This window comes from Pseudomonas sp. RL_5y_Pfl2_73 (genome assembly GCF_963970515.1).
Classification (GTDB): Bacteria; Pseudomonadota; Gammaproteobacteria; order Pseudomonadales; family Pseudomonadaceae; genus Aquipseudomonas.
The window spans coordinates 115540-135198 of the sequence record NZ_CAXAPD010000013.1 but is presented as its reverse complement, the minus strand read 5'-3'; the positions used below and the strand labels follow the sequence as shown (position 1 = coordinate 135198).

Sequence of the window (19659 nt, the reverse complement as noted above, 5' to 3'; positions counted from 1 at the left end):
ATCCGTTTCAAGTCATTGGCGTCTGGCAGGTTGTGGGGACAGGAAATATGCAGGTTCGAAACAATATTCAAAACAACGTGGCACCGCTGAGCGAGCGGTTCACGGTGGTGGTGATCTCCCACAACCGCAGCGCATTCCTGCGGCGTACATTGCATTACTACAGCAGCTATCCGTGTTCGGTGCTGGTGCTTGATTCGTCGGTTGAGCGCGATGAGCAAATCGCCCGGGATTTTCCCTCGGTCGATTACCGACATTTGCCTCAGTTCACCTACAAAGGGCTGCAGGACAAACTGGTGTACGGCGTCAATCAGGTCACGACGCCGTACATGGTGTTTGCCGCCGATGACGATTTCCTGCTGCACGATGCCTTGACCGAATCGGTGGAGTTCCTCGAAGCCAATCCTGACTACGGCCTGTGCCATGGCTATGGGATCATGTATTTGTCCTGCGCTACAGAAGTCTGCTACTTCCGCCGTGATCGCAAGGTGCATGAGGATTACAACAGCGAACTGGCCGAGGACCGTGTGATCCGCTTTATGGATCAGTTCCTTCCGCCGTTCTACGCCGTGACCCGCACCGACCTGCTGCAGCAGTGGTACGGCATGCTGCCGCCAGGCACCAATTTCGAATGGCAGGAAATCGGTCATACCTTTTACTTGCTGGCGTGCGCCAAGGCGCGGATCTTGCCGATTCCGTTTGCGGTGCGCGAACTCAACTACGGCGGTTCCGAACACAACACCAATGTGTTGACCGTGCTTAGCTACAAGGACGCCAAAAGCGTTGCCGAGCGGGAACAGTTCGCCGAGTTCCTGGCATCCGTACCTACCCAGCTTACCGAGCAGGCTCCGGAGCGTATCAAACAGATTGCTTTGGACAGTTTTGCGGCCATGGCCGACTGCTTGCAACAAGGGCGTTCACTCAAGGGAACGCAGATCATTCGTTCGGCCTGGCTGGAAGCAGGGGGCGAGCCGATACGTTCGTTTGGCCCCCAGCAGTTTGTCGAAATGCCATTTTATAATCAGAGGGTTTTCGATCTGCTGACCCAGTTTGAATTCCTGCTGCATGCAATGCCAGCCGGTCGTCTTCAGCTTCAGCAGCTAGAAGGCATCCTGCTGCGCCAGCACGAACTGATGCAGGTGCAACCCAACGACAACGAACGCACGATACGCAGCCGCTTGTGGGAAGCCCAAGGTCTTTATGCGTTCAACCGTACCGTGGTCAAACGCTTGGCCGAATCGTTGAAGAGCAGCGATGAGCCTGAGGAAGCGGTGAAGTTGCAAGCCTGGCTCGAACGTCTGGACTCCGTGCCGGTGCAGCAGGATCGTCGGTTGCTGGAGAACATGCACTCCGGTCGCTTGTTGAGCTGGCTTGAAGCACGTAACCCTGAAGAACAGCAACTCAAATCTATCGCCGCCCACCTGGCCGAACATCAGGGCGGGCCACGGTTTGGCATCCTGTTGCTGGATCTGGACGCTGACATGTTCAAGTTGCAGGCCTCTTTCGACAGCCTGGTCAACGGCCATTGCAAAGCATTCAACGTAGTGGTGTTCACCACGGGTGACTTGCCGGCGACCACCACCGCGCGTGACACCGTGCACTTCGTCAAAGTCAGCACCACTAATTACGTCGAGCGCATCAATCAGAGCGTCGGGCAATCCACCGCCGACTGGCTGTTGCTGGCCGAAGCCGGTGACCAGTTCACCCAAAGCGGCCTGCTGCGCGCCAGCCTCGAACTGATCGGTGGCGAAGGTGTGCGCGCCGTGGCCATGGATGAAATCCAGCGCAAGGCCGATGGCAGCCTCACCGACGTGTTCCGTCCGGGCGTCAACCTCGATCTGCTGCAATCGGTGCCTTCGTTGATGGCGCGTCACTGGCTGATTCGTCGTGATGTGCTGGCCCAGTCTCGCGGCTTTACGGCTGAATACACTCAGGCCCTGGAGCTGGATCTGTTGTTGCGCCTGATTGAAGACGCAGGATTGGCCGGCCTGGCGCACCTGGCCGAGCCATTGTTGATCTGCAACGCCCCGGTCCAGGAAGAAAACCTCCAGGAGCGTCAGGTCCTGACACGTCACTTGGCTGCCCGAGGGTATCGAGCTCAAGTCACCTCGGCACAGCCGCTGACTTACCAGATCGACTACCAGCACGCCGAGCGGCCCTTGGTATCGATCATTCTCGAAAGTCGGGACAACTTTGAACAAGTCCAGCAGGCGCTGGTCAGCGTGCTGCAGCGCACGCGCTACCATCGTCATGAAATTCTGATCGCGGACAATCATAGCCAGTCCGAAGCGTTGGCCCAGTGGCTAGACAGTCTGGAAGGGAAGGGCGATCGGATCCGCATCCTGCGCAGCGACCGACGCCTCAGTGCCTCGGCCCTGAACAACTGGGCGAGTGCCCAGGCCAAAGGGGAGTACCTGGTCCTACTGTCGTCCCAGGTGCAGGTGGTCAATTCCAACTGGCTCGACAGTCTGCTCAATCAGGCCCAGCGGCCTGAAGTGGGGATCGTCGGCAGCAAACAAATGGAGATACGCGGTATCACGACCCAGGCTGGCCTGGTGCTCGCTCCCGACGGCCAGGTGAACTCGGTATTTGTGGGCGAACGCAAGGACGCCAAGGGCTACCTCAACGGCCACCAAGTGGAGCAGAACTACTCGGCGGTGTCCGGCGTTTGCCTGATGATCCGCAAGGATTTGTTCGAAGCCGTTGGCGGCCTGGACGAGGATCATTTCGGCGAGGCCTTTGCCGATGTCGACCTATGCCTGAAAATCGCCGACGCGGGTTATCTCACGGTCTGGACACCCCAGGCCCAGATGCTGCACGCAGGTACGTTCCCCGACGCGCCGGAGGCGGCCGATGCCTTGCGCAAAAAGTGGCAGGCGCGCTTCGACCATGACGCGGCTCGTAATCCGAACCTTGCCTTGACCGGCACCGGTTTTGCGCTGGGCACCGCCACGGTTGTCGACTGGGCGCGGTTGCTCGCATAAGCCTGCCAGGCAAAAGGAATCAGGGTATGTTCAACGGTAAATCGATTTTCATCTCCGGCGGCACCGGTTCGTTCGGACGCAATTTCATCCGCCGCTTACTGGAGCAATACCAGCCCAAGCGCGTGGTGGTGTTTTCCCGCGACGAACTCAAGCAGTACGAGATGCAACAAACTTTCAATGCCCCGTGCATGCGTTATTTCCTCGGGGACGTGCGTGATGCCGATCGTTTGCGCCAGGCCATGCGCGGGATTGATTACGTGGTGCACGCGGCCGCCCTCAAACAGGTGCCGGCGGCGGAATACAATCCCACCGAATGCATTCGCACCAACGTCAATGGCGCAGAAAACATCATTGCGGCGGCGATCGATAACGGCGTGAAAAAAGTCGTTGCGCTGTCCACCGACAAAGCGGCCAGTCCGATCAATCTGTACGGAGCAACCAAGTTGCTGTCGGATAAATTGTTCGTGGCGGCCAACAATATCGCGGGTGAGCAGCAGACCCGGTTCGCCGTGGTGCGTTATGGCAATGTCGCCGGTTCGCGAGGCTCGGTGGTGCCATTTTTCAGCAAGTTGATCGCAGAGGGTGCGACGCAGCTGCCGATTACCGATGAGCGCATGACCCGCTTCTGGATCACCCTCGACCACGGCGTGCAGTTTGTGCTCGACAGCTTTGCCCGCATGCACGGTGGTGAAGTCTTCGTGCCGAAAATTCCATCGATTCGTATCGTCGATCTGGCGTTGGGCATGGCTGGGCATTTGCCTCACAAGAACGTCGGGATTCGTCCTGGAGAAAAACTTCATGAGCTAATGGTGCCGCTCGATGACGCGCGCATGACCATTGAGTTTGCCGATCACTACACCATCCAGCCGTCGATTCGCTTTACCAGCGTGGATGTGGATTTCGCGCTGGACAATCTGGGTGAGTGCGGCAAGCCTGTGGCGGAGGACTTCGAATATCGCTCCGACACCAACCCGCACTTTTTGTCGGTGGATCAGATTGCCGACCTTCATGCCCGGTTGCCGACATGATTCCCTACGGTCGGCAAAGCCTCGATCAAGCTGACATCGATGCGGTGGTCGCGGTATTGCACTCCGATTGGCTGACCCAGGGGCCGACTCTTGAGCGTTTCGAACAGGCCATGGCCCTGCGTTGCCAGGCCGATCACGCCGTGGCGGTGTGCAATGCGACCGCCGCGCTGCACATCGCCTGCGTGGTGGCGGGGCTAGGGCCAGGTGATCGTTTATGGACTACCCCCAATACCTTCCTGGCTTCGGCCAACTGCGGGCGGTATTGCGGCGCGCAGGTCGATTTTGTCGATATCGATCCGCTGACCTGGAATCTCGATACCCATGCCCTTACCACAAAGCTTGAAGAGGCCGAGTGCGATGGGACTCTGCCCAAAGTGTTGGTGGCGGTGGCGTTCTCGGGGCAAAGCTGTGACATGCGCAGAATTGGTCAGCTATCGGAGCGATACGGCTTCACTGTGATCGAGGATGCATCCCATGCCGTGGGGGCGTCTTATGCGGGCCGGCCGGTGGGCTGTGGCGAATTCGCGGACATGACCGTGTTCAGCTTCCACCCGGTGAAAATCATCACCAGCGCCGAAGGCGGCATGGTTCTGACCAATCGCCCGGACCTGGCACAGCGCCTGCAACGCCTGCGCAGCCACGGAATGACCCGCGACGCCGGTCAAATGACCGAGCCCAGCCATGGGCCGTGGTACTACCAGCAAGTCGAGTTGGGTTTCAATTACCGCATGACAGATCTTCAGGCCGCGCTGGGGCTCTCGCAGTTGAACAAGTTGGATGGGTTTATCGCACGACGCCGTGAGTTGGCAGCGCGATACCATCGTTTGTTGGGCGGTTTGCCATTGACCTTGCCGGGCTTACAGCCCCAGGCGGAGTCGGCCTGGCATTTGTATGTGGTGCGCTTGCAACTTGATGGCATCACCCTCAGCCACCTTCAGGTATTCGAGGGCTTGCGCGCGGCCGGGATTGGCGTAAACCTGCATTACATTCCGGTTCATTTGCAACCGTATTACCGTGACCTGGGATTCGCCACAGGTGATTTTCCCCAGGCCGAACGTTATTACAGCGAAGCGATCAGCTTGCCCATGTTCCCTTCCCTCAGTGATGAACAGCAGGACTATGTGGTCGAGCAACTACACCGATTGCTTGAGGAGTAACGACACGTGAGCGCAGTCGCGATCATTCCTGCCCGTGGTGGCAGCAAACGGATCCCGCGCAAGAACCTGAAGCTGTTCGATGGCGTCCCGATGATCGTCCGCTCGATTCGTACAGCCCTGGCGTCACGGTTGTTCGATGACGTGATCGTCAGTACCGACGACGAAGAGATCGCTGAGCTGGCGCATGCCCATGGTGCGCAGGTGCCGTTCATGCGACCTACAACATTGGCCGATGATTTCACGGGGACGGCGGCGGTGATTGCCCATGCCTTGGGTGAGTTGCATGAGCGCTCGTTCGATTTTGCCTGTTGCATCTATGCCACTGCGCCGCTGTTGCAGGCTCGGTTCCTGCATGAGGGATTTGAGTTGTTAGGCGAGCACCCTGACAAGTCATTTGCGTTTTCAGTGACCGGTTTCGGTTTTCCCGTACAGCGGGCCTTGACCCTGGATGAGCAGGGTGCGTTGACCCCGCTCTATCCGCAGTTTCGCGATACCCGATCCCAGGACCTGCCCCAAGCGTTTCAGGACGCCGGCCAATTCTACTGGGGGCGCCGGGAGGCTTGGTTGCGCGGTGATAAATTGTTTTCACCCAGCAGCTTGCCGGTGGTCCTGCCTCGCCATTTGGTGCAGGACATCGACACACTCGAAGATTGGAAGCGGGCTGAATACCTCTATGCGGCATTGAAAGCTGGCGGTGAGCTGCAATGAGGGTTCTGATCCGCGCCGACGCTTCGCCAACCATTGGCAGTGGGCACATCGCCCGCTGCCTGACCTTGGCTCGGGTGTTGCGCGAGCAGGGGGCGCACGTCGCGTTTGCCTGTCGTTCGCTGTCAGGGCATCGATTACAGGCATTGGCAACCGAGGGCTTCGAAACATTTGCCTTGCCGGATCTTTATCCTGGCGAGGACCCGCAGCAGGCGATCGAGTCTTTGCTGCCCTGGCAGGCGGATATCACTGCGTTGGAACAGGCCTTGAGCGCTCAGCAGCGTTTCGACTGGATCATCGTCGATCATTACGGCCTGGACCATCATTGGCAAACCGCCGCACGGCGCTTTGCGCCAAGGATCATGGCAGTGGATGACTTGGCCACCCGCACTTATAGCGTTGATTTGCTGCTCAACCAGAACCTGTCCGGGACCCGAGCTGCCTACTCGGGTCTGTTGCCAGCGCATTGCCAGGCGCTGCTGGGGCCGCGTTATGCGCTGTTGCGAGATGAGTTTCGCTGCGGGGCGATTACCATAAAACCCCAGGCCAGGCGTGTACTGGTGAACTTCGGTGGGTTTGACGCGGCGATGCAGACTCACCGTGCCATGCTTGCGCTGGCGGATTTCGATGAGCTTGAAGTCGATTTTGTCGCGGGCGCCGACAACCCAGCCTGGGCTGAGATGCGTGGGATGGTGGCGAGTCGACCTCATTGGCGACTGCACAGCTTCGTCAGCCATTTCCATCAGCTCATGATCGAAGCCGATCTGTTCATTGGTGCCGGTGGTGGTACCAGTTGGGAGCGCGCCGCAATGGGGTTGCCAACAATTTGCATCGCGGTATCGAATAATCAGCAGGCCAATAGCGAGGTGATGGCGATCTCCGGAGCCCATATTTATCTTGGCCGCCACGAGGAGGTCAGTGTCGAACAGTTGCGTCAGGCCATTGGGTTTGTCGCAGGCAATCAAGACCTGCGCAGAAGTTTGGCCGAGCGCTCCCGGCAACTGGTCGATGGCTTGGGCGTCCAACGGGTCGCTGTCGCGTTGGCCGGTGCATTGTTGCAAGTTCGCCCGGCCACACAAGACGACGCCCAATTGCTTTTTGATGGCCGTAACGCCGAGGCTGTGCGCCGTGTATCGCTGGATACATCGGTGATCGACTGGAGCCGCCATTGCCAATGGCTGCAAGCAAGCCTGGTCAATGCGCAACGCCTGTTGCTGATCGGCGAAGCGGCAGATGGCCCGGTGGGCGCATTGCGTTATGACCTGAAGGGTGACGAGGCGCTCGTGTCAATCTATCTGTTCGAAGACCGGATGGGGCTGGGGTGGGGCAAAGCGTTGCTGGCCCGTGGCGAAGCGTTTGCTGCTGTCCATTGGCCTCAATTGCGGGCTCTTACCGCGCAAGTTTTGCCGGCCAATCAAACCTCCCTGAGCCTGTTTCGCCAGGCCGGTTTTATTCAGAGCACTTGCGTGCTCACGCGCGTATTGAAGGACCACCCTCATGAGTAGTTTCAAGATCGGCCACCGCAGCATCGGGGCGCAGGTGCCGCCGTTCATCATTGCCGAGATGAGCGGCAATCATAACCAGTCCCTGGAGGTGGCGTTACAGATCGTCGAGGCCGCCGCCCGGGCCGGCGCCCACGCCTTGAAGCTTCAAACCTACACCGCCGATACCATGACGCTGGATTTGAGCGAGGGTGAGTTCTTCATCAAGGACCCCAACAGCCTGTGGGCTGGGACCTCGCTTTATGACTTGTACGAAAAGGCCCATACACCGTGGGAATGGCATGCGCCGATTTTCGCCCGGGCCAAGGCGCTGGGTATGCTGGCGTTCTCGACGCCGTTTGACGAGACAGCCGTGGATTTCCTCGAGAGCCTGGATGTGCCGGCCTACAAGATCGCCAGCTTCGAAAACACGGACCTGCCGCTGATCCGTCGGGTCGCCGCCACCGGCAAGCCGTTGATCATTTCCACCGGCATGGCAAGCATCGCAGAGCTCGACGAAACCGTGCGTGCCGCCCGCCAAGCCGGTTGCAAGGATCTGGTGCTGCTCAAATGCACCAGCACCTATCCGGCCTCGCCGGCCAACAGCAATGTGCGCACCATCGCTCATTTGCGAGAATTGTTTGGCTGTGAGGTGGGTTTGTCGGACCATTCCATGGGCGTCGGGGTGTCTGTCGCCGCCGTGGCGTTGGGCGCGACCGTGGTGGAAAAACACTTCACCCTCGACCGGGCGGCCGGTGGGGTGGATGCCAGTTTCTCGCTGGAACCGGCGGAACTCGCGGCGCTGGTGATCGAAACCGAACGCGCCTGGCAGGCGCTTGGGCAGGTGCACTATGGTGTGACGGAGGCTGAGCGCAAGTCGCTGGTCTATCGCCGGTCGCTGTATGTGACGCAAGACATGAACCCTGGTGATGCGTTTACACCGCAGAACCTGCGAGCCATCCGGCCGGGCCTGGGGCTGGCTCCCAAGCATGCGGAGTCCGTGATGGGCCGGTGCGCTCGCCAGGCGATCGCGCGGGGTACTCCCCTGGCCTGGGCGCTGGTTGAATAGCTTTGTGATCGAGCTTAATCAGTAAAATCGCGTGACCTGCGAGTCATAACGTGCATCTTCACTGTATTGTATTGACCGGGAAGATGGTGCCTGGCCCTTATCAGGCCCAGTGATAGCCCTTTACACTTCCCGTTTGTCGGCGCCCCTCGATTCCTTGCGAGCGGTGGTATTGGGCTGTTTTTGATTGGGAAGCCGTAATGATTGGCATAAAAAGCATTGCGAGCTACGTTCCTGTAGCCGGCGTGGACAATTACGCACAGGGTGCGAAATTCGAAAAGGATGAAGAGTTCATCCTGGGCAAGATCGGTTCGGCCTTCTTGCCACGCAAGGATGACGGGCAGGAAACCTCGGACCTGTGTGTAGAAGCGGCCAATGCGCTGTTTGCCAACAATCCCGGACTGAAGCGCGAATCTGTCGATGTACTGATCGTCGTCACCCAGAACGGTGACGAAGAAGGTTTGCCTCACACGGCGGCCATTGTTCAGGACAAGCTCGGCTTGCCGACCACCGTGGCGGCGTTTGATATCTCCCTGGGCTGTTCGGGTTATGTCTATGGCATCTACGCCATCAAGGGCTTCATGGAAGCTGCCGGCCTGAAAAATGGCCTGCTGATAACGGCCGATCCGTATTCGAAAATCGTCGATCCGGAAGACCGCAACACCACGATGTTGTTTGGCGACGCCGCCACCGCGACCTGGATGGGTGAAGAGGCGCCTTGGCAGCTGGGCAAGGCCAAGTTCGGCACCGACGGTTCCGGCGCGCCGCACCTGAAGGTCAGCGACGGCGTGTTCTTCATGAACGGCCGCCAGGTGTTCAACTTCGCCTTGCTCAAGGTGCCGGCCCATCTGCATGAGTTGCTCGCCGATTCCGATCTGCAGGCCAGCGACATTGATGCGTTCTGCATTCACCAGGGCAGTGCGGCGATTGTCGATGCCGTGGCGCGGCGTTTCGAGGGTGAGCCGGAAAAGTTCATCAAGGACATGGTCGAGACCGGGAACACCGTGTCGTCGAGCATTCCGTTACTGCTGGAAAAACACGTGCTCGGTTCCGATTGGACCCGCGTGGCATTAAGTGGTTTTGGCGTGGGCCTGTCCTGGGGCTCGGCGATCATCTATCGCCCGTAAACCACTAAAACCCGGGCACAAAAATAGCGTCCAAGGTGTAACCTTGAACGCTATTTTTTTGCCTGATCGAAAAGCGAGGCACCAATGAGCGAGTTTTTTCAGCGCAACCTCCAGGTGATCGAGCAGCGCTGGCCGGCGCTGGCTGATCGGCTGCTGCTGGAGGATGCGGGTGCGTTGCAGGCAGATCTGGTCGAGGGGCTTGGATCGACCTTGAGCATCAATGGGATTCAGTTGACCAGCCGCCATGACCGCCTCGCCGAGGCCCACCTGCAAGCCGCCAGCCTACCGCCGGACGCCGCGGTCGTGCATGTCTATGGCACCGGCTTGGGGGATCTGCAAAATCATATGCTGGAGCGGACAGGGGTTGAACGTCTGTACGTGCATATCCTCAATGGCTCAGTGTTTGCCTTGGTGTTGCAGTTGCTGGATCAATCGCCATGGCTTGCCGACTCGCGGGTCGAATTGCGCTATGCAGGCGATTTGGCGGAAATCCAGCTGCCGTTTTTCGCATTGCCCGCCGAGTTGGTGCTGGCCGATGATTTCAATGCAAAAATTCGCGACCGATTGATCAGTGAAATCCATCTGGCCTTCAGTAACCGGGAATTCGACCCCAAGGCGCCGGAGATCATCGAACGCCTGCAAGCCACTTTCAATCTCGTGCAAGCGGATCACGATGTCACCGAGCTATTTGGCTCCTTCAATGGACGGGAGGCGTTTGTCATTGCCACCGGGCCCAGCCTTGAGCAGCACTTCGAAAAATTGCGCAATCTGAATGACCGCGCCGAGCGGCCGCTATTGATTTGCGTCGATACGGCCTACCGACCGTTGATCAACCACGGCATTCGACCGGATGTCGTGGTCAGCATCGATCAACGCATCTCGGCGCGCCATCTCCCTCCTGAAGACACCGACGATATTGCACTGGTTTACCTGCCAATGGCTGAGCCTTCAGTGATTGAAGCCTGGCAGGGGCGGCGTTATGCCGGTTACTCCGCCAGCCCTGTCTATCACCAGTTGCGACAGCTACTTCGCCGAGGCGAACTGTACGTGGGCGGGAGCGTGATTCATCCGGCGGTGGACCTGGCGGTGAAAATGGGGGCGGCGCAAATCACCCTGTTCGGCGCCGACTTTGCTTTTCCTCATGACAAAACCCACACCGGTTGGGGCGACGGTGATCTGGGGCCACAACTGGGCGTGGCAAAGCACTGGGTGCTCGATGGTCATGGACAGCGGGTCAAGACCCAACTCAACTTCCGCAGCTATCTGTGTGAGCTCGAGCGTTTTATCGCCGGGCATCCCCAGGTGCGTTTCTATAACAGCAGTCGGGACGGGGCGCTGATCGTCGGCGCTGATTTCCATCCGGAGTACGTGCAATGACCGGGTTTCAAGGGGTAATCGATGACGCCCGTGAGTGCGCACGGCTGTTTCGCCTGGGGCGGGATGTCGAGGCGGGGCTGGCGATGGTTGCATTGATCGAGGCGGCGCAACCGTTGGTCGAGCTTATGCCGAGCGACGTCCAATCATCGTGGAACAGGCTGCTGGGGCTGATGTTCAACGATCAGCAGGCTCAGAACTGGCTCTCGCTGGCGGACTATCTTGAGTACGAATGGGTTGAACTGTTGACCGCTGGTCAGGCGGTGTAATTCCTTTCCTTGATGAGCTGGCGCCGCTGTCCAAGCGAATCGCGCCACCGGCATTTCCCTGGCGTCATTTTTTTACCTGCCGAGCGCTGCCAAGCCCTTGATTTACGAGGGGTGGCACCCTGATGGCAAATTTTTTGAAAAAACCGCTAAAGCAAGTTCCGATTACGACGATAACTATTACGAAGGTTCTCTAGGCCACACCCGGCGGTTGCCAGGGCCGGAAGCCGCAGTACCCAACCAACGAGGAATTCGTCATGGCTTTAACAGTAAACACTAACGTCACATCGTTGAACGTTCAGAAGAACCTGAACAAGGCTTCCGATGCTCTGTCCACTTCGATGACCCGTCTGTCTTCCGGTCTGAAAATCAACAGCGCCAAAGACGACGCCGCCGGCCTGCAGATCTCTACTCGTATGACCTCGCAAATCCGCGGTCAGACTGTTGCGATCAAGAACGCCAACGATGGTATCTCCATCGCTCAGACCGCTGAAGGCGCTCTGCAGGAATCCACCAACATCCTGCAACGTATGCGTGAACTGGCTGTCCAGGCTCGAAACGACAACAACGGCACTGCTGACCGTGACGCTCTGAACAAAGAATTTGCTCAGATGTCGGACGAACTGACCCGTATCGCTGATTCGACCAACCTGAACGGCAAGAACCTGATCGACGGTTCCGCTGGCACCATGACCTTCCAGGTCGGCTCCAACACCGGTGCTACCAACCAGATCACTCTGACCCTGAGCGACAGCTTCGACGCTGCGACCTTGAGCGTTGACTCTGCTGCCATCGCGATCAGTGCTGCGGACAGTGCTGAGGCTGAAACCAACACTGCAGCTGCAATCGACGCGATCGACGCTGCTCTGGCGACCATCAACGCCAGCCGTGCGGACCTCGGTGCTGCCCAGAACCGTCTGACCAGCACCATCTCCAACCTGCAGAACATCAACGAAAACGCCGCCGCTGCACTGGGTCGCGTACAAGACACCGACTTCGCTGCTGAAACTGCCCAGCTGACCAAGCAGCAGACTCTGCAACAGGCTTCCACTTCGGTTCTGGCCCAGGCCAACCAACTGCCATCCGCTGTACTGAAGCTGCTTCAGTAATAGCCGGATGAGTTTTAGCGGGGGAGTGCGCTTGCGTACTCTCTCGCTTTTTCCGTTCAAGAGGTGATGGACATGGATATGAGCGTGAAGCTGAACTTGTCTTATCCAGCTGCGAAGCCGGCGACGACATTTGCCGACAAACCAGTGGAAAAGCCTCGAACCGATGCTGCCACCGTGGTACCGGTCAAGGATGAGCCGAAAGACGCTGTGGCCGAGCAAGAGAAACTGAAGAGGGCGGTTCAGGAAATTGAAACCTTCGTTCAGTCGGTCAAGCGCAACCTGGAGTTCTCAATCGATGAGCCTTCAGGCAAAGTAGTTGTCAAAGTGATTGCCAGTGGTTCCGGTGAAGTGATTCGCCAGATCCCTAATGAAGAAGTGCTTAAACTGGCGAACAGTTTGAATGATGCAAGCAGCCTGTTGTTCAGCGCGCAAGCCTGACAGCTGGCACGAATTTTGTTCTTTGGTTCTTTTGAGCGGTTGTAAAGGTCAAAAGGCCGGCGGCACACTGAAGGGAGTCCCATATGGCAAGTCCAATTCTACCTGGCTTGGGTCTAGGCTCTGGCCTTGATACCGGTGCGATCGTCAAGGCATTGGTGGATTCTGACAAAGCAGCCAAGCAAGGTCAGATTGACCGTGCCACCAAGACCAATACGGCCAATATTTCGGGGATCGGCACCCTGAAGTCGCTGCTGGCTACTTTCCAGTCCGCACTTAAAAGTCTGGGTAGTACGACCACGCCCCAATTTACCGGGGTTGCTGCTACTTCGGCCAACACCAGTGCGCTGACGGTGACAGCCGGAAATTCGGCAGTTAGCGGCACTTACTCGGTAAATGTCACTCAGTTGGCGACGTCATCAAAAGTCGCTACCGCCGCGTTCGCGGGTGGTACTTCCAGTGCCGTAGAGGCGGGTACGCTGACCATCAGCCAAAGTGGCACCGATTACACGCTTGATATCCCGGCTGACGCGACGCTGCAGTCGGTTCGGGATGCGATCAATAGCAAGTATTCCTCCAGTGGTTTGACCGCCAACATCGTCACGGATAACTTTGGTTCCCGTTTAGTGGTGGGGTCGACGAAAACCGGCGCTGGAAGTGATATCTCGCTCAGCGGTATTGCCAGCCTGGCCGCCGATGGCTCTACGGAGATGGGGGCGCCCAGCGCAAGCTCTTCGGGTTCAATTGGTCTCGCTAAGGACGCAATTTTTACTGTTGATGGGCTGTCGATGACCAGTCCAACCAACAAGCTGGATGATGTTATTTCGGGCTTGAACATGACATTGCTCGTCGCCGGTTCCGGACCAACGACAGTCACCGTAGCCGCTAACACCGACGGCCTGAAAGCTTCGATCCAGAAATTCGTCGATGCTTATAATGCCATTGCCAAGGCAGTAACATCGTTGACGAAGCCTTCGACGGATGCTAATGGCAATGTTGTTCCAGCAGCGCTGACCGGCGACTCACTGCCACGCTCACTTTTGGCCGCGATTCGCGCACCTTTGTCCGAAACCGGTGCCGGCGATAAGCTGACCGTGTTGTCTCAGTTGGGGATTACTACCAACCAGACGACAGGCGCGCTGGATTTTGACGGTGCGAAATTCGCAACTGCCGTGAACGAAAAGCAGTTGGGGGGAGAAATCCAGACGCTGTTCACCGGGGAGAATGGCCTGATCGAGCGCATGCAGAATGCACTCAATCCCTACACGGAGACCAGTCAGAAGGATTCCAATGGGAAGGCCGTCGATAACATCCTTACGACGCGATCCAAGAACCTGGAAATTCTCAAGGCGAGGCTGAGTGAAGACCAGTTGGCCCTCGATCGCCGGGTCGAAACGCTGACCGCCGTACTGACCAAAAAGTACAACGACATGGACACCCTAGTCGGCAGGCTGAAAGCCACCGCCAGCAACATCACCTCCATGTTCGAAGCGATGACGGCACAACAGAAAAACAGCTGATTTTCGACCGATGCAAAGAGCCCGGCAATGTTTTGACAGCATTCCGGGCTTTCGGCTTTTCGCCCTAAAGTTTTTTGACGCAGCGTCGATACGCTGTTTATACGAACTGAAGTTTTTTGATGAGGTAGAACATGAATCCGATGTTAGCCCTTCGCCAATACCAGAAGATTGGCGCCCAGGCGCAAACCTCCGAGGCAAGTCCCCATCGTCTGGTGCAGATGCTGATGGAGGGCGGGCTGGATCGCATTGCCCAGGCCAAGGGCGCGATGGAGCGTAAGGATATTGCCAACAAAGGCGTACTGATCAGCAAGGCCATCGGCATCGTCGGTGGTTTGCGTGAAGGCTTGGACCTGGAAAACCAGGCCGAGTCGGTAACCGAGCTGGATAACCTCTATACCTACATGATGAAGCGCCTGGCCGAAGCCAACGCCAAGACTGATCCGAAGATCCTCGACGAAGTCGCCGATCTGCTTGGCACGGTCAAGGAAGGCTGGGATGCCATCGCCGCACCTGGTCCGCAATTCTAAGGAGTGCTCTCATGAGTCTTGTCCTGCAGCGAATCGAACAAACCCGTAATGCCCTGGTCGATGCCCTGGCCGAGCGTAATTGGGAGGCAATCGGCCAGTTGGACCTGGCCTGCCGCTCCTGCATGGAAGACGTCCTGAGCGAGTCAGAGGCGGACGAGGCGGCGTTGCGCATTAATCTTGAGGGGTTGCTGGGGGTGTATCGGCAATTGCTGGAGGCGGCGACAGGAGAGCGTCAGGCGATCGTCGACGAGATGCAGCAGATCCATCAAGCACAGAACGCTGCAAAGGTTTACCATCTGTTCGGTTAATGCTCAGTTAATCCGAGCCTGTTGCGCCATAAATTTGACTGTGCACGGTTTTTTGACTTAACTAGTAGCTGTTTACAGATTTAAGGCGTCTACAGGCATGACAAGTCTGCAAGCGTCTAGCTTGCCCCCTAAATTTCGGGCATTGGGTTGACTAGGGAAGTTGTTATTGCATGTGGCGTGAAACCAAAATTCTCCTGATCGATGACGATAGCGTCCGCCGCCGCGACCTGGCGGTGATCTTAAATTTTCTTGGCGAAGAAAATTTACCCTGCGGAAGCCATGACTGGCAGCAGGCCGTCGGCTCTTTGTCGTCCAGTCGCGAGGTCATTTGTGTTCTGATCGGGACCGTGAATGCCCCTGCAACGCTTTTGGGCTTGCTAAAGACACTCTCCACCTGGGATGAGTTCCTTCCGGTTTTGTTGATGGGCGAAAATTCCTCCCTAGACTTGCCCGAAGACCAGCGCCGCCGAGTACTTTCCACGCTCGAAATGCCGCCCAGCTACAGCAAGCTGCTTGATTCGCTGCATCGCGCGCAGGTTTATCGCGAGATGTACGACCAGGCCCGTGAGCGCGGCAGGCATCGCGAACCCAACCTTTTCCGCAGTCTTGTCGGCACCAGCCGGGCGATCCAGCACGTGCGCCAGATGATGCAGCAGGTTGCCGATACTGACGCCAGCGTACTCATCCTGGGCGAGTCGGGCACCGGCAAGGAGGTGGTGGCGCGCAATCTGCATTATCACTCCAAGCGCCGCGAAGCGCCGTTCGTGCCAGTCAACTGTGGCGCGATCCCGGCCGAGTTGTTGGAGAGCGAGCTGTTTGGCCATGAGAAGGGCGCCTTTACCGGCGCGATCACCAGTCGCGCCGGGCGTTTCGAGCTGGCCAATGGCGGCACGCTGTTTCTCGACGAAATCGGCGACATGCCGCTGCCGATGCAGGTCAAGCTGCTGCGGGTCCTGCAGGAGCGCACCTTCGAACGCGTGGGCAGCAACAAGACCCAGAGCGTCGATGTGCGAATCATTGCCGCCACGCACAAGAACCTCGAGAGCATGATCGAGGTTGGCAGTTTCCGCGAAGACCTCTATTACCGCCTCAACGTTTTCCCAATTGAAATGGCGCCACTGCGCGAGCGCGTCGAAGACATTCCGTTGTTGATGAACGAACTGATCTCGCGCATGGAGCATGAAAAGCGCGGTTCGATCCGCTTCAACTCGGCGGCGATCATGTCCCTGTGTCGCCATGGCTGGCCGGGCAACGTCCGTGAGCTGGCCAACCTGGTGGAGCGCATGGCGATCATGCACCCGTACGGGGTGATCGGCGTGAATGAATTGCCGAAGAAATTCCGCTACGTCGACGACGAAGACGAGCAAATGGTCGACAGCTTGCGCAGCGATCTGGAGGAGCGGGTGGCAATCAACGGTCACACGCCGGATTTCACCGCCAATGCCTTGTTGCCACCGGAAGGCCTGGATCTCAAGGATTACCTGGGAGGCCTGGAGCAGGGGCTGATCCAGCAGGCGCTGGACGATGCCAACGGTATCGTGGCCCGCGCGGCAGAACGCCTGCGCATCCGTCGCACCACCCTGGTGGAGAAGATGCGCAAGTACGGCATGAGTCGTCGCGAAGGAGATGAACAGGCGGATGATTGACGCCTGTTTTCCAACCGCCTGATTTTCAGGCGGTTTTTTTTCGGCACGGGTATTGCTATAGCCCTCGCAACGTTCCGTTTAACTGACGGTCAGCCAAGCGAGAGAGCACGATGACCCAAGTCGCCCAGATGTCGCCTGTCCCCGAGCCGGGACACATGCCGTCCGCCGAGCAGGCAAGTCGGCTTGGACTTGAGCAGGCATTTTCGCTGTTCAACCAGATGTCCAATCAACTGACTGATTCCTACAGCCTGCTCGAAGCTCGGGTCACCGAGCTCAAGGGTGAGCTGGCCGTGGTCAGCGCCCAGCGCATGCAGGAGCTGGCGGAAAAGGAACGCCTGGCTAACCGTCTGCAAAATCTCCTCGACCTGTTGCCCGGTGGCGTTATCGTCATCGACGCCCACGGCCGTGTGCGCGAAGCCAACCCGGCGGCTTGCGAGTTGCTCGGCCTGCCGTTGGAAGGCGAGCTGTGGCGGCATGTCATCGCCCGCTGTTTTTCGCCTCGTGAAGACGATGGTCATGAGGTGTCCCTCAAGGATGGCCGGCGCCTGTCCATCTCGACGCGCTCGCTGGATGCCGAGCCGGGGCAGTTGGTGCTGCTCAATGACTTGACTGAAACCCGTCACCTGCAAGACCAACTGGCTCGCCATGAGCGCCTGTCTTCCCTGGGGCGGATGGTGGCGTCGTTGGCCCATCAGATTCGTACGCCGCTTTCTGCCGCGCTGCTCTATGCCAGTCATCTGACTGAACAGCAATTGCCGATGGAAACCCAGCAGCGGTTCGCCGGACGCTTGAAAGAGCGTTTGCACGAACTGGAGCACCAGGTGCGCGACATGCTGGTATTTGCTCGCGGCGAGCTGCCGTTGACCGACCGTGTCACCCCCAAGGCATTGCTGCAATCACTGCAGGCCGCGGCATTGACTCATGTACAGGCACTGCCGATCCGCTGGCAGTGCGACAGCCATGTAGGTGAAGTGTTGTGTAACCGCGACACTTTGGTGGGGGCGGTGTTGAACCTCATCGAAAACGCGATCCAGGCCAGCGGCGGCGACGTCCGGCTGAAAGTGCACTTATATACACGCGAGAACACCTTGCGCCTGTGTGTCAGCGACAACGGCAGTGGTATCGAACCGGTCGTGCTGGCGCGCTTGGGCGAGCCATTTTTCACCACCAAGATCACTGGCACCGGCTTGGGTCTGACCGTGGTCAAGGCTGTGGCGCGTGCCCATCAGGGAGAATTGCAACTGCGCTCGCGGCTGGGCCGTGGCACCTGTGCGACGGTGTGCTTGCCGCTGTTTTCCAATGCGCCGGGGGTGGAGTGAAAGCAATGGCGATCAAGGTGTTACTGGTTGAGGATGATCGGGCCCTGCGCGAGGCGCTGGCCGATACGCTGATGCTGGCCGGGCACGACTACACTGACGTCGGCTCGGCGGAGGAAGCGCTGCTGGCGGTGGGCCGCGAAGCATTCAGCCTGGTGGTCAGTGACGTCAATATGCCGGGCATGGACGGCCATCAATTGCTCGGCCTGTTGCGCGCCCGTCAGCCGCAACTGCCGGTGCTGTTGATGACCGCTCACGGCGCCGTCGAGCGAGCGGTGGATGCCATGCGCCAGGGCGCAGCGGATTACCTGGTCAAGCCGTTCGAGCCAAAGGCGCTGCTGGACCTGGTCGCGCGTCATGCCTTGGGCAGTCTCGCGGTCGAGGGCGAAGGCCCGGTGGCCATCGAGCCGGCCAGTGCGCAACTGCTGGAATTGGCCGCGCGGGTGGCACGCAGCGATTCAACCGTGTTGATTTCCGGCGAGTCGGGGACGGGTAAGGAAGTGCTGGCGCGCTATATCCATCAACAATCCCGGCGTGCCAGCGAGCCGTTCATTGCCATCAATTGCGCGGCGATTCCCGACAACATGCTCGAGGCGACACTGTTCGGTCACGAAAAAGGCTCGTTCACGGGGGCCATCGCGGCCCAGGCCGGTAAGTTCGAGCAGGCCGACGGCGGCACGATCCTGCTCGATGAGATTTCCGAAATGCCGATGGGCTTGCAGGCCAAGTTGCTGCGGGTATTGCAGGAGCGGGAAGTGGAGCGGGTCGGTGCGCGCAAGCCCATTAGCCTGGACATCCGCGTGGTGGCAACCACCAACCGCGACCTGGCCGGCGAAGTGGCGGCGGGACGCTTTCGTGAGGATCTCTATTATCGCCTGTCGGTCTTCCCGCTGGCCTGGTGTCCGTTGCGCGAGCGCACTGCCGACATCCTGCCGTTGGCCGAGCGTCTGCTGAACAAGCACGTCAATAAAATGAAGCATGCGGCTGCCCGGCTTTCAGCCGACGCCCGGGCCTGCCTGATCGCCTACCCGTGGCCGGGCAATGTCCGAGAGCTCGATAACGCCATCCAGCGGGCCTTGATCCTGCAGCAGGGCGGCTTGATCCAGCCGGAGGATTTCTGCCTGGCGGGCCCTGTGGCCTGCGCGCCATTACCTGCACTGTCGCCGGTACCCGCAGCGGCCTTTGCGCCCCCGGTGGAAGTGGAGGGCGAGTCGGTCGGCGCCTTGGGAGATGACCTGCGTCGTCGCGAGTTCCAGATGATCATCGACACCCTGCGTGCCGAACGCGGTCGTCGCAAGGAGGCGGCAGAACGCCTGGGGATCAGCCCCCGGACCCTGCGCTACAAGCTGGCGCAAATGCGCGACGCTGGCATGGACGTCGAGGCTTGCCTGTTCGCCAGTTGAGTAGTATTCGCCGAATATTCTCTTGCGGGGGCGGGCTTGCTCGCGAAAGCAATTTGTCAGTCACCGTTGCATTGACTGAACCACCGCCTTCGCGAGCAGACCTGCTCCCACATGCATTTGTTTCCTGCGACCATGGAGCTGGCACCCTTGTTGCTAATACCCGAATACCCGCTGCGTAAGTGTCAAAAAAATGCGGGCCGCCAGAGAGAG

The 19659-nt window shown here is 58.7% G+C and carries 17 protein-coding genes; all 17 read left to right on the top strand.

The annotated features are described in order from the left end of the window. The first annotated feature begins 47 nt into the window (after positions 1-47). The 17 genes from AACY42_RS14975 to AACY42_RS14895 all read left to right on the top strand — a co-directional run bounded on the left by AACY42_RS14975 (position 48) and on the right by AACY42_RS14895 (position 19449). Positions 48-2981, top strand: coding sequence for a TIGR00180 family glycosyltransferase (locus AACY42_RS14975; RefSeq protein WP_339480401.1), 2934 nt, complete (start codon positions 48-50; stop codon positions 2979-2981). Positions 2982-3007: 26 nt separating this feature from the next. Continuing rightward, positions 3008-4009: a UDP-N-acetylglucosamine 4,6-dehydratase (inverting) gene (gene pseB / locus AACY42_RS14970; protein WP_173407218.1), complete on the top strand. Its 1002-nt coding sequence runs from the start codon at positions 3008-3010 to the stop codon at positions 4007-4009. Beyond that, positions 4006-5166, top strand: coding sequence for a UDP-4-amino-4,6-dideoxy-N-acetyl-beta-L-altrosamine transaminase (gene pseC, locus AACY42_RS14965; RefSeq protein ID WP_339480399.1), 1161 nt, complete (start codon positions 4006-4008; stop codon positions 5164-5166). The genes pseB and pseC overlap by 4 nt, the downstream gene beginning before the upstream one ends. A gap of 6 nt (positions 5167-5172) precedes the next feature. Continuing rightward, on the top strand, positions 5173-5874 hold the full coding sequence (gene pseF, locus AACY42_RS14960; protein WP_339480397.1) for a pseudaminic acid cytidylyltransferase: 702 nt from the start codon (positions 5173-5175) through the stop codon (positions 5872-5874). Beyond that, positions 5871-7376: a UDP-2,4-diacetamido-2,4,6-trideoxy-beta-L-altropyranose hydrolase gene (gene pseG, locus AACY42_RS14955; protein ID WP_339480394.1), complete on the top strand. Its 1506-nt coding sequence runs from the start codon at positions 5871-5873 to the stop codon at positions 7374-7376. Before pseF ends, pseG begins: the two co-directional genes overlap by 4 nt. Then, a complete protein-coding gene (gene pseI / locus AACY42_RS14950; protein WP_339480391.1) occupies positions 7369-8421 on the top strand; it encodes a pseudaminic acid synthase in 1053 nt (350 codons plus the stop codon). The genes pseG and pseI overlap by 8 nt, the downstream gene beginning before the upstream one ends. A 197-nt stretch (positions 8422-8618) precedes the next feature. Beyond that, entirely contained in the window at positions 8619-9545 is a 927-nt protein-coding gene (locus tag AACY42_RS14945) for a ketoacyl-ACP synthase III (RefSeq protein ID WP_339480389.1), read from the top strand. An 84-nt stretch (positions 9546-9629) separates the two neighbouring features. Beyond that, a complete protein-coding gene (locus AACY42_RS14940; RefSeq protein WP_339480386.1) occupies positions 9630-10922 on the top strand; it encodes a motility associated factor glycosyltransferase family protein in 1293 nt (430 codons plus the stop codon). After that, positions 10919-11188, top strand: coding sequence for a hypothetical protein (locus tag AACY42_RS14935; protein WP_339480384.1), 270 nt, complete (start codon positions 10919-10921; stop codon positions 11186-11188). The genes AACY42_RS14940 and AACY42_RS14935 overlap by 4 nt, the downstream gene beginning before the upstream one ends. A 254-nt stretch (positions 11189-11442) precedes the next feature. Beyond that, a complete protein-coding gene (locus tag AACY42_RS14930; RefSeq protein WP_024617493.1) occupies positions 11443-12294 on the top strand; it encodes a flagellin domain-containing protein in 852 nt (283 codons plus the stop codon). Positions 12295-12366: 72 nt separating this feature from the next. Continuing rightward, a complete protein-coding gene (locus AACY42_RS14925; RefSeq protein ID WP_053186546.1) occupies positions 12367-12732 on the top strand; it encodes a flagellar protein FlaG in 366 nt (121 codons plus the stop codon). Positions 12733-12815: 83 nt separating this feature from the next. Then, complete coding sequence (gene fliD, locus AACY42_RS14920; protein ID WP_339480379.1) at positions 12816-14249, top strand: flagellar filament capping protein FliD; 1434 nt, start codon at positions 12816-12818, stop codon at positions 14247-14249. Positions 14250-14380: 131 nt separating this feature from the next. Next, entirely contained in the window at positions 14381-14776 is a 396-nt protein-coding gene (gene fliS, locus AACY42_RS14915; protein WP_339480377.1) for a flagellar export chaperone FliS, read from the top strand. A gap of 11 nt (positions 14777-14787) precedes the next feature. Further along, positions 14788-15084, top strand: a complete 297-nt coding sequence (locus AACY42_RS14910) for a flagellar protein FliT (RefSeq protein ID WP_339480374.1) — start codon at positions 14788-14790, stop codon at positions 15082-15084. Between the two features lie 170 nt (positions 15085-15254). Next, complete coding sequence (locus AACY42_RS14905) at positions 15255-16730, top strand: sigma-54 dependent transcriptional regulator (RefSeq protein ID WP_003199076.1); 1476 nt, start codon at positions 15255-15257, stop codon at positions 16728-16730. Between the two features lie 110 nt (positions 16731-16840). Beyond that, positions 16841-18049 carry a sensor histidine kinase gene (locus AACY42_RS14900; RefSeq protein WP_445261745.1) on the top strand — a complete coding sequence of 403 codons (1209 nt, stop codon included), beginning with the start codon at positions 16841-16843 and terminating at the stop codon, positions 18047-18049. Between the two features lie 5 nt (positions 18050-18054). Beyond that, positions 18055-19449 (top strand): sigma-54-dependent transcriptional regulator, encoded by a 1395-nt coding sequence (locus AACY42_RS14895; RefSeq protein ID WP_339480370.1) that lies wholly within the window; start codon positions 18055-18057, stop codon positions 19447-19449. Positions 19450-19659: the final 210 nt, after the last annotated feature.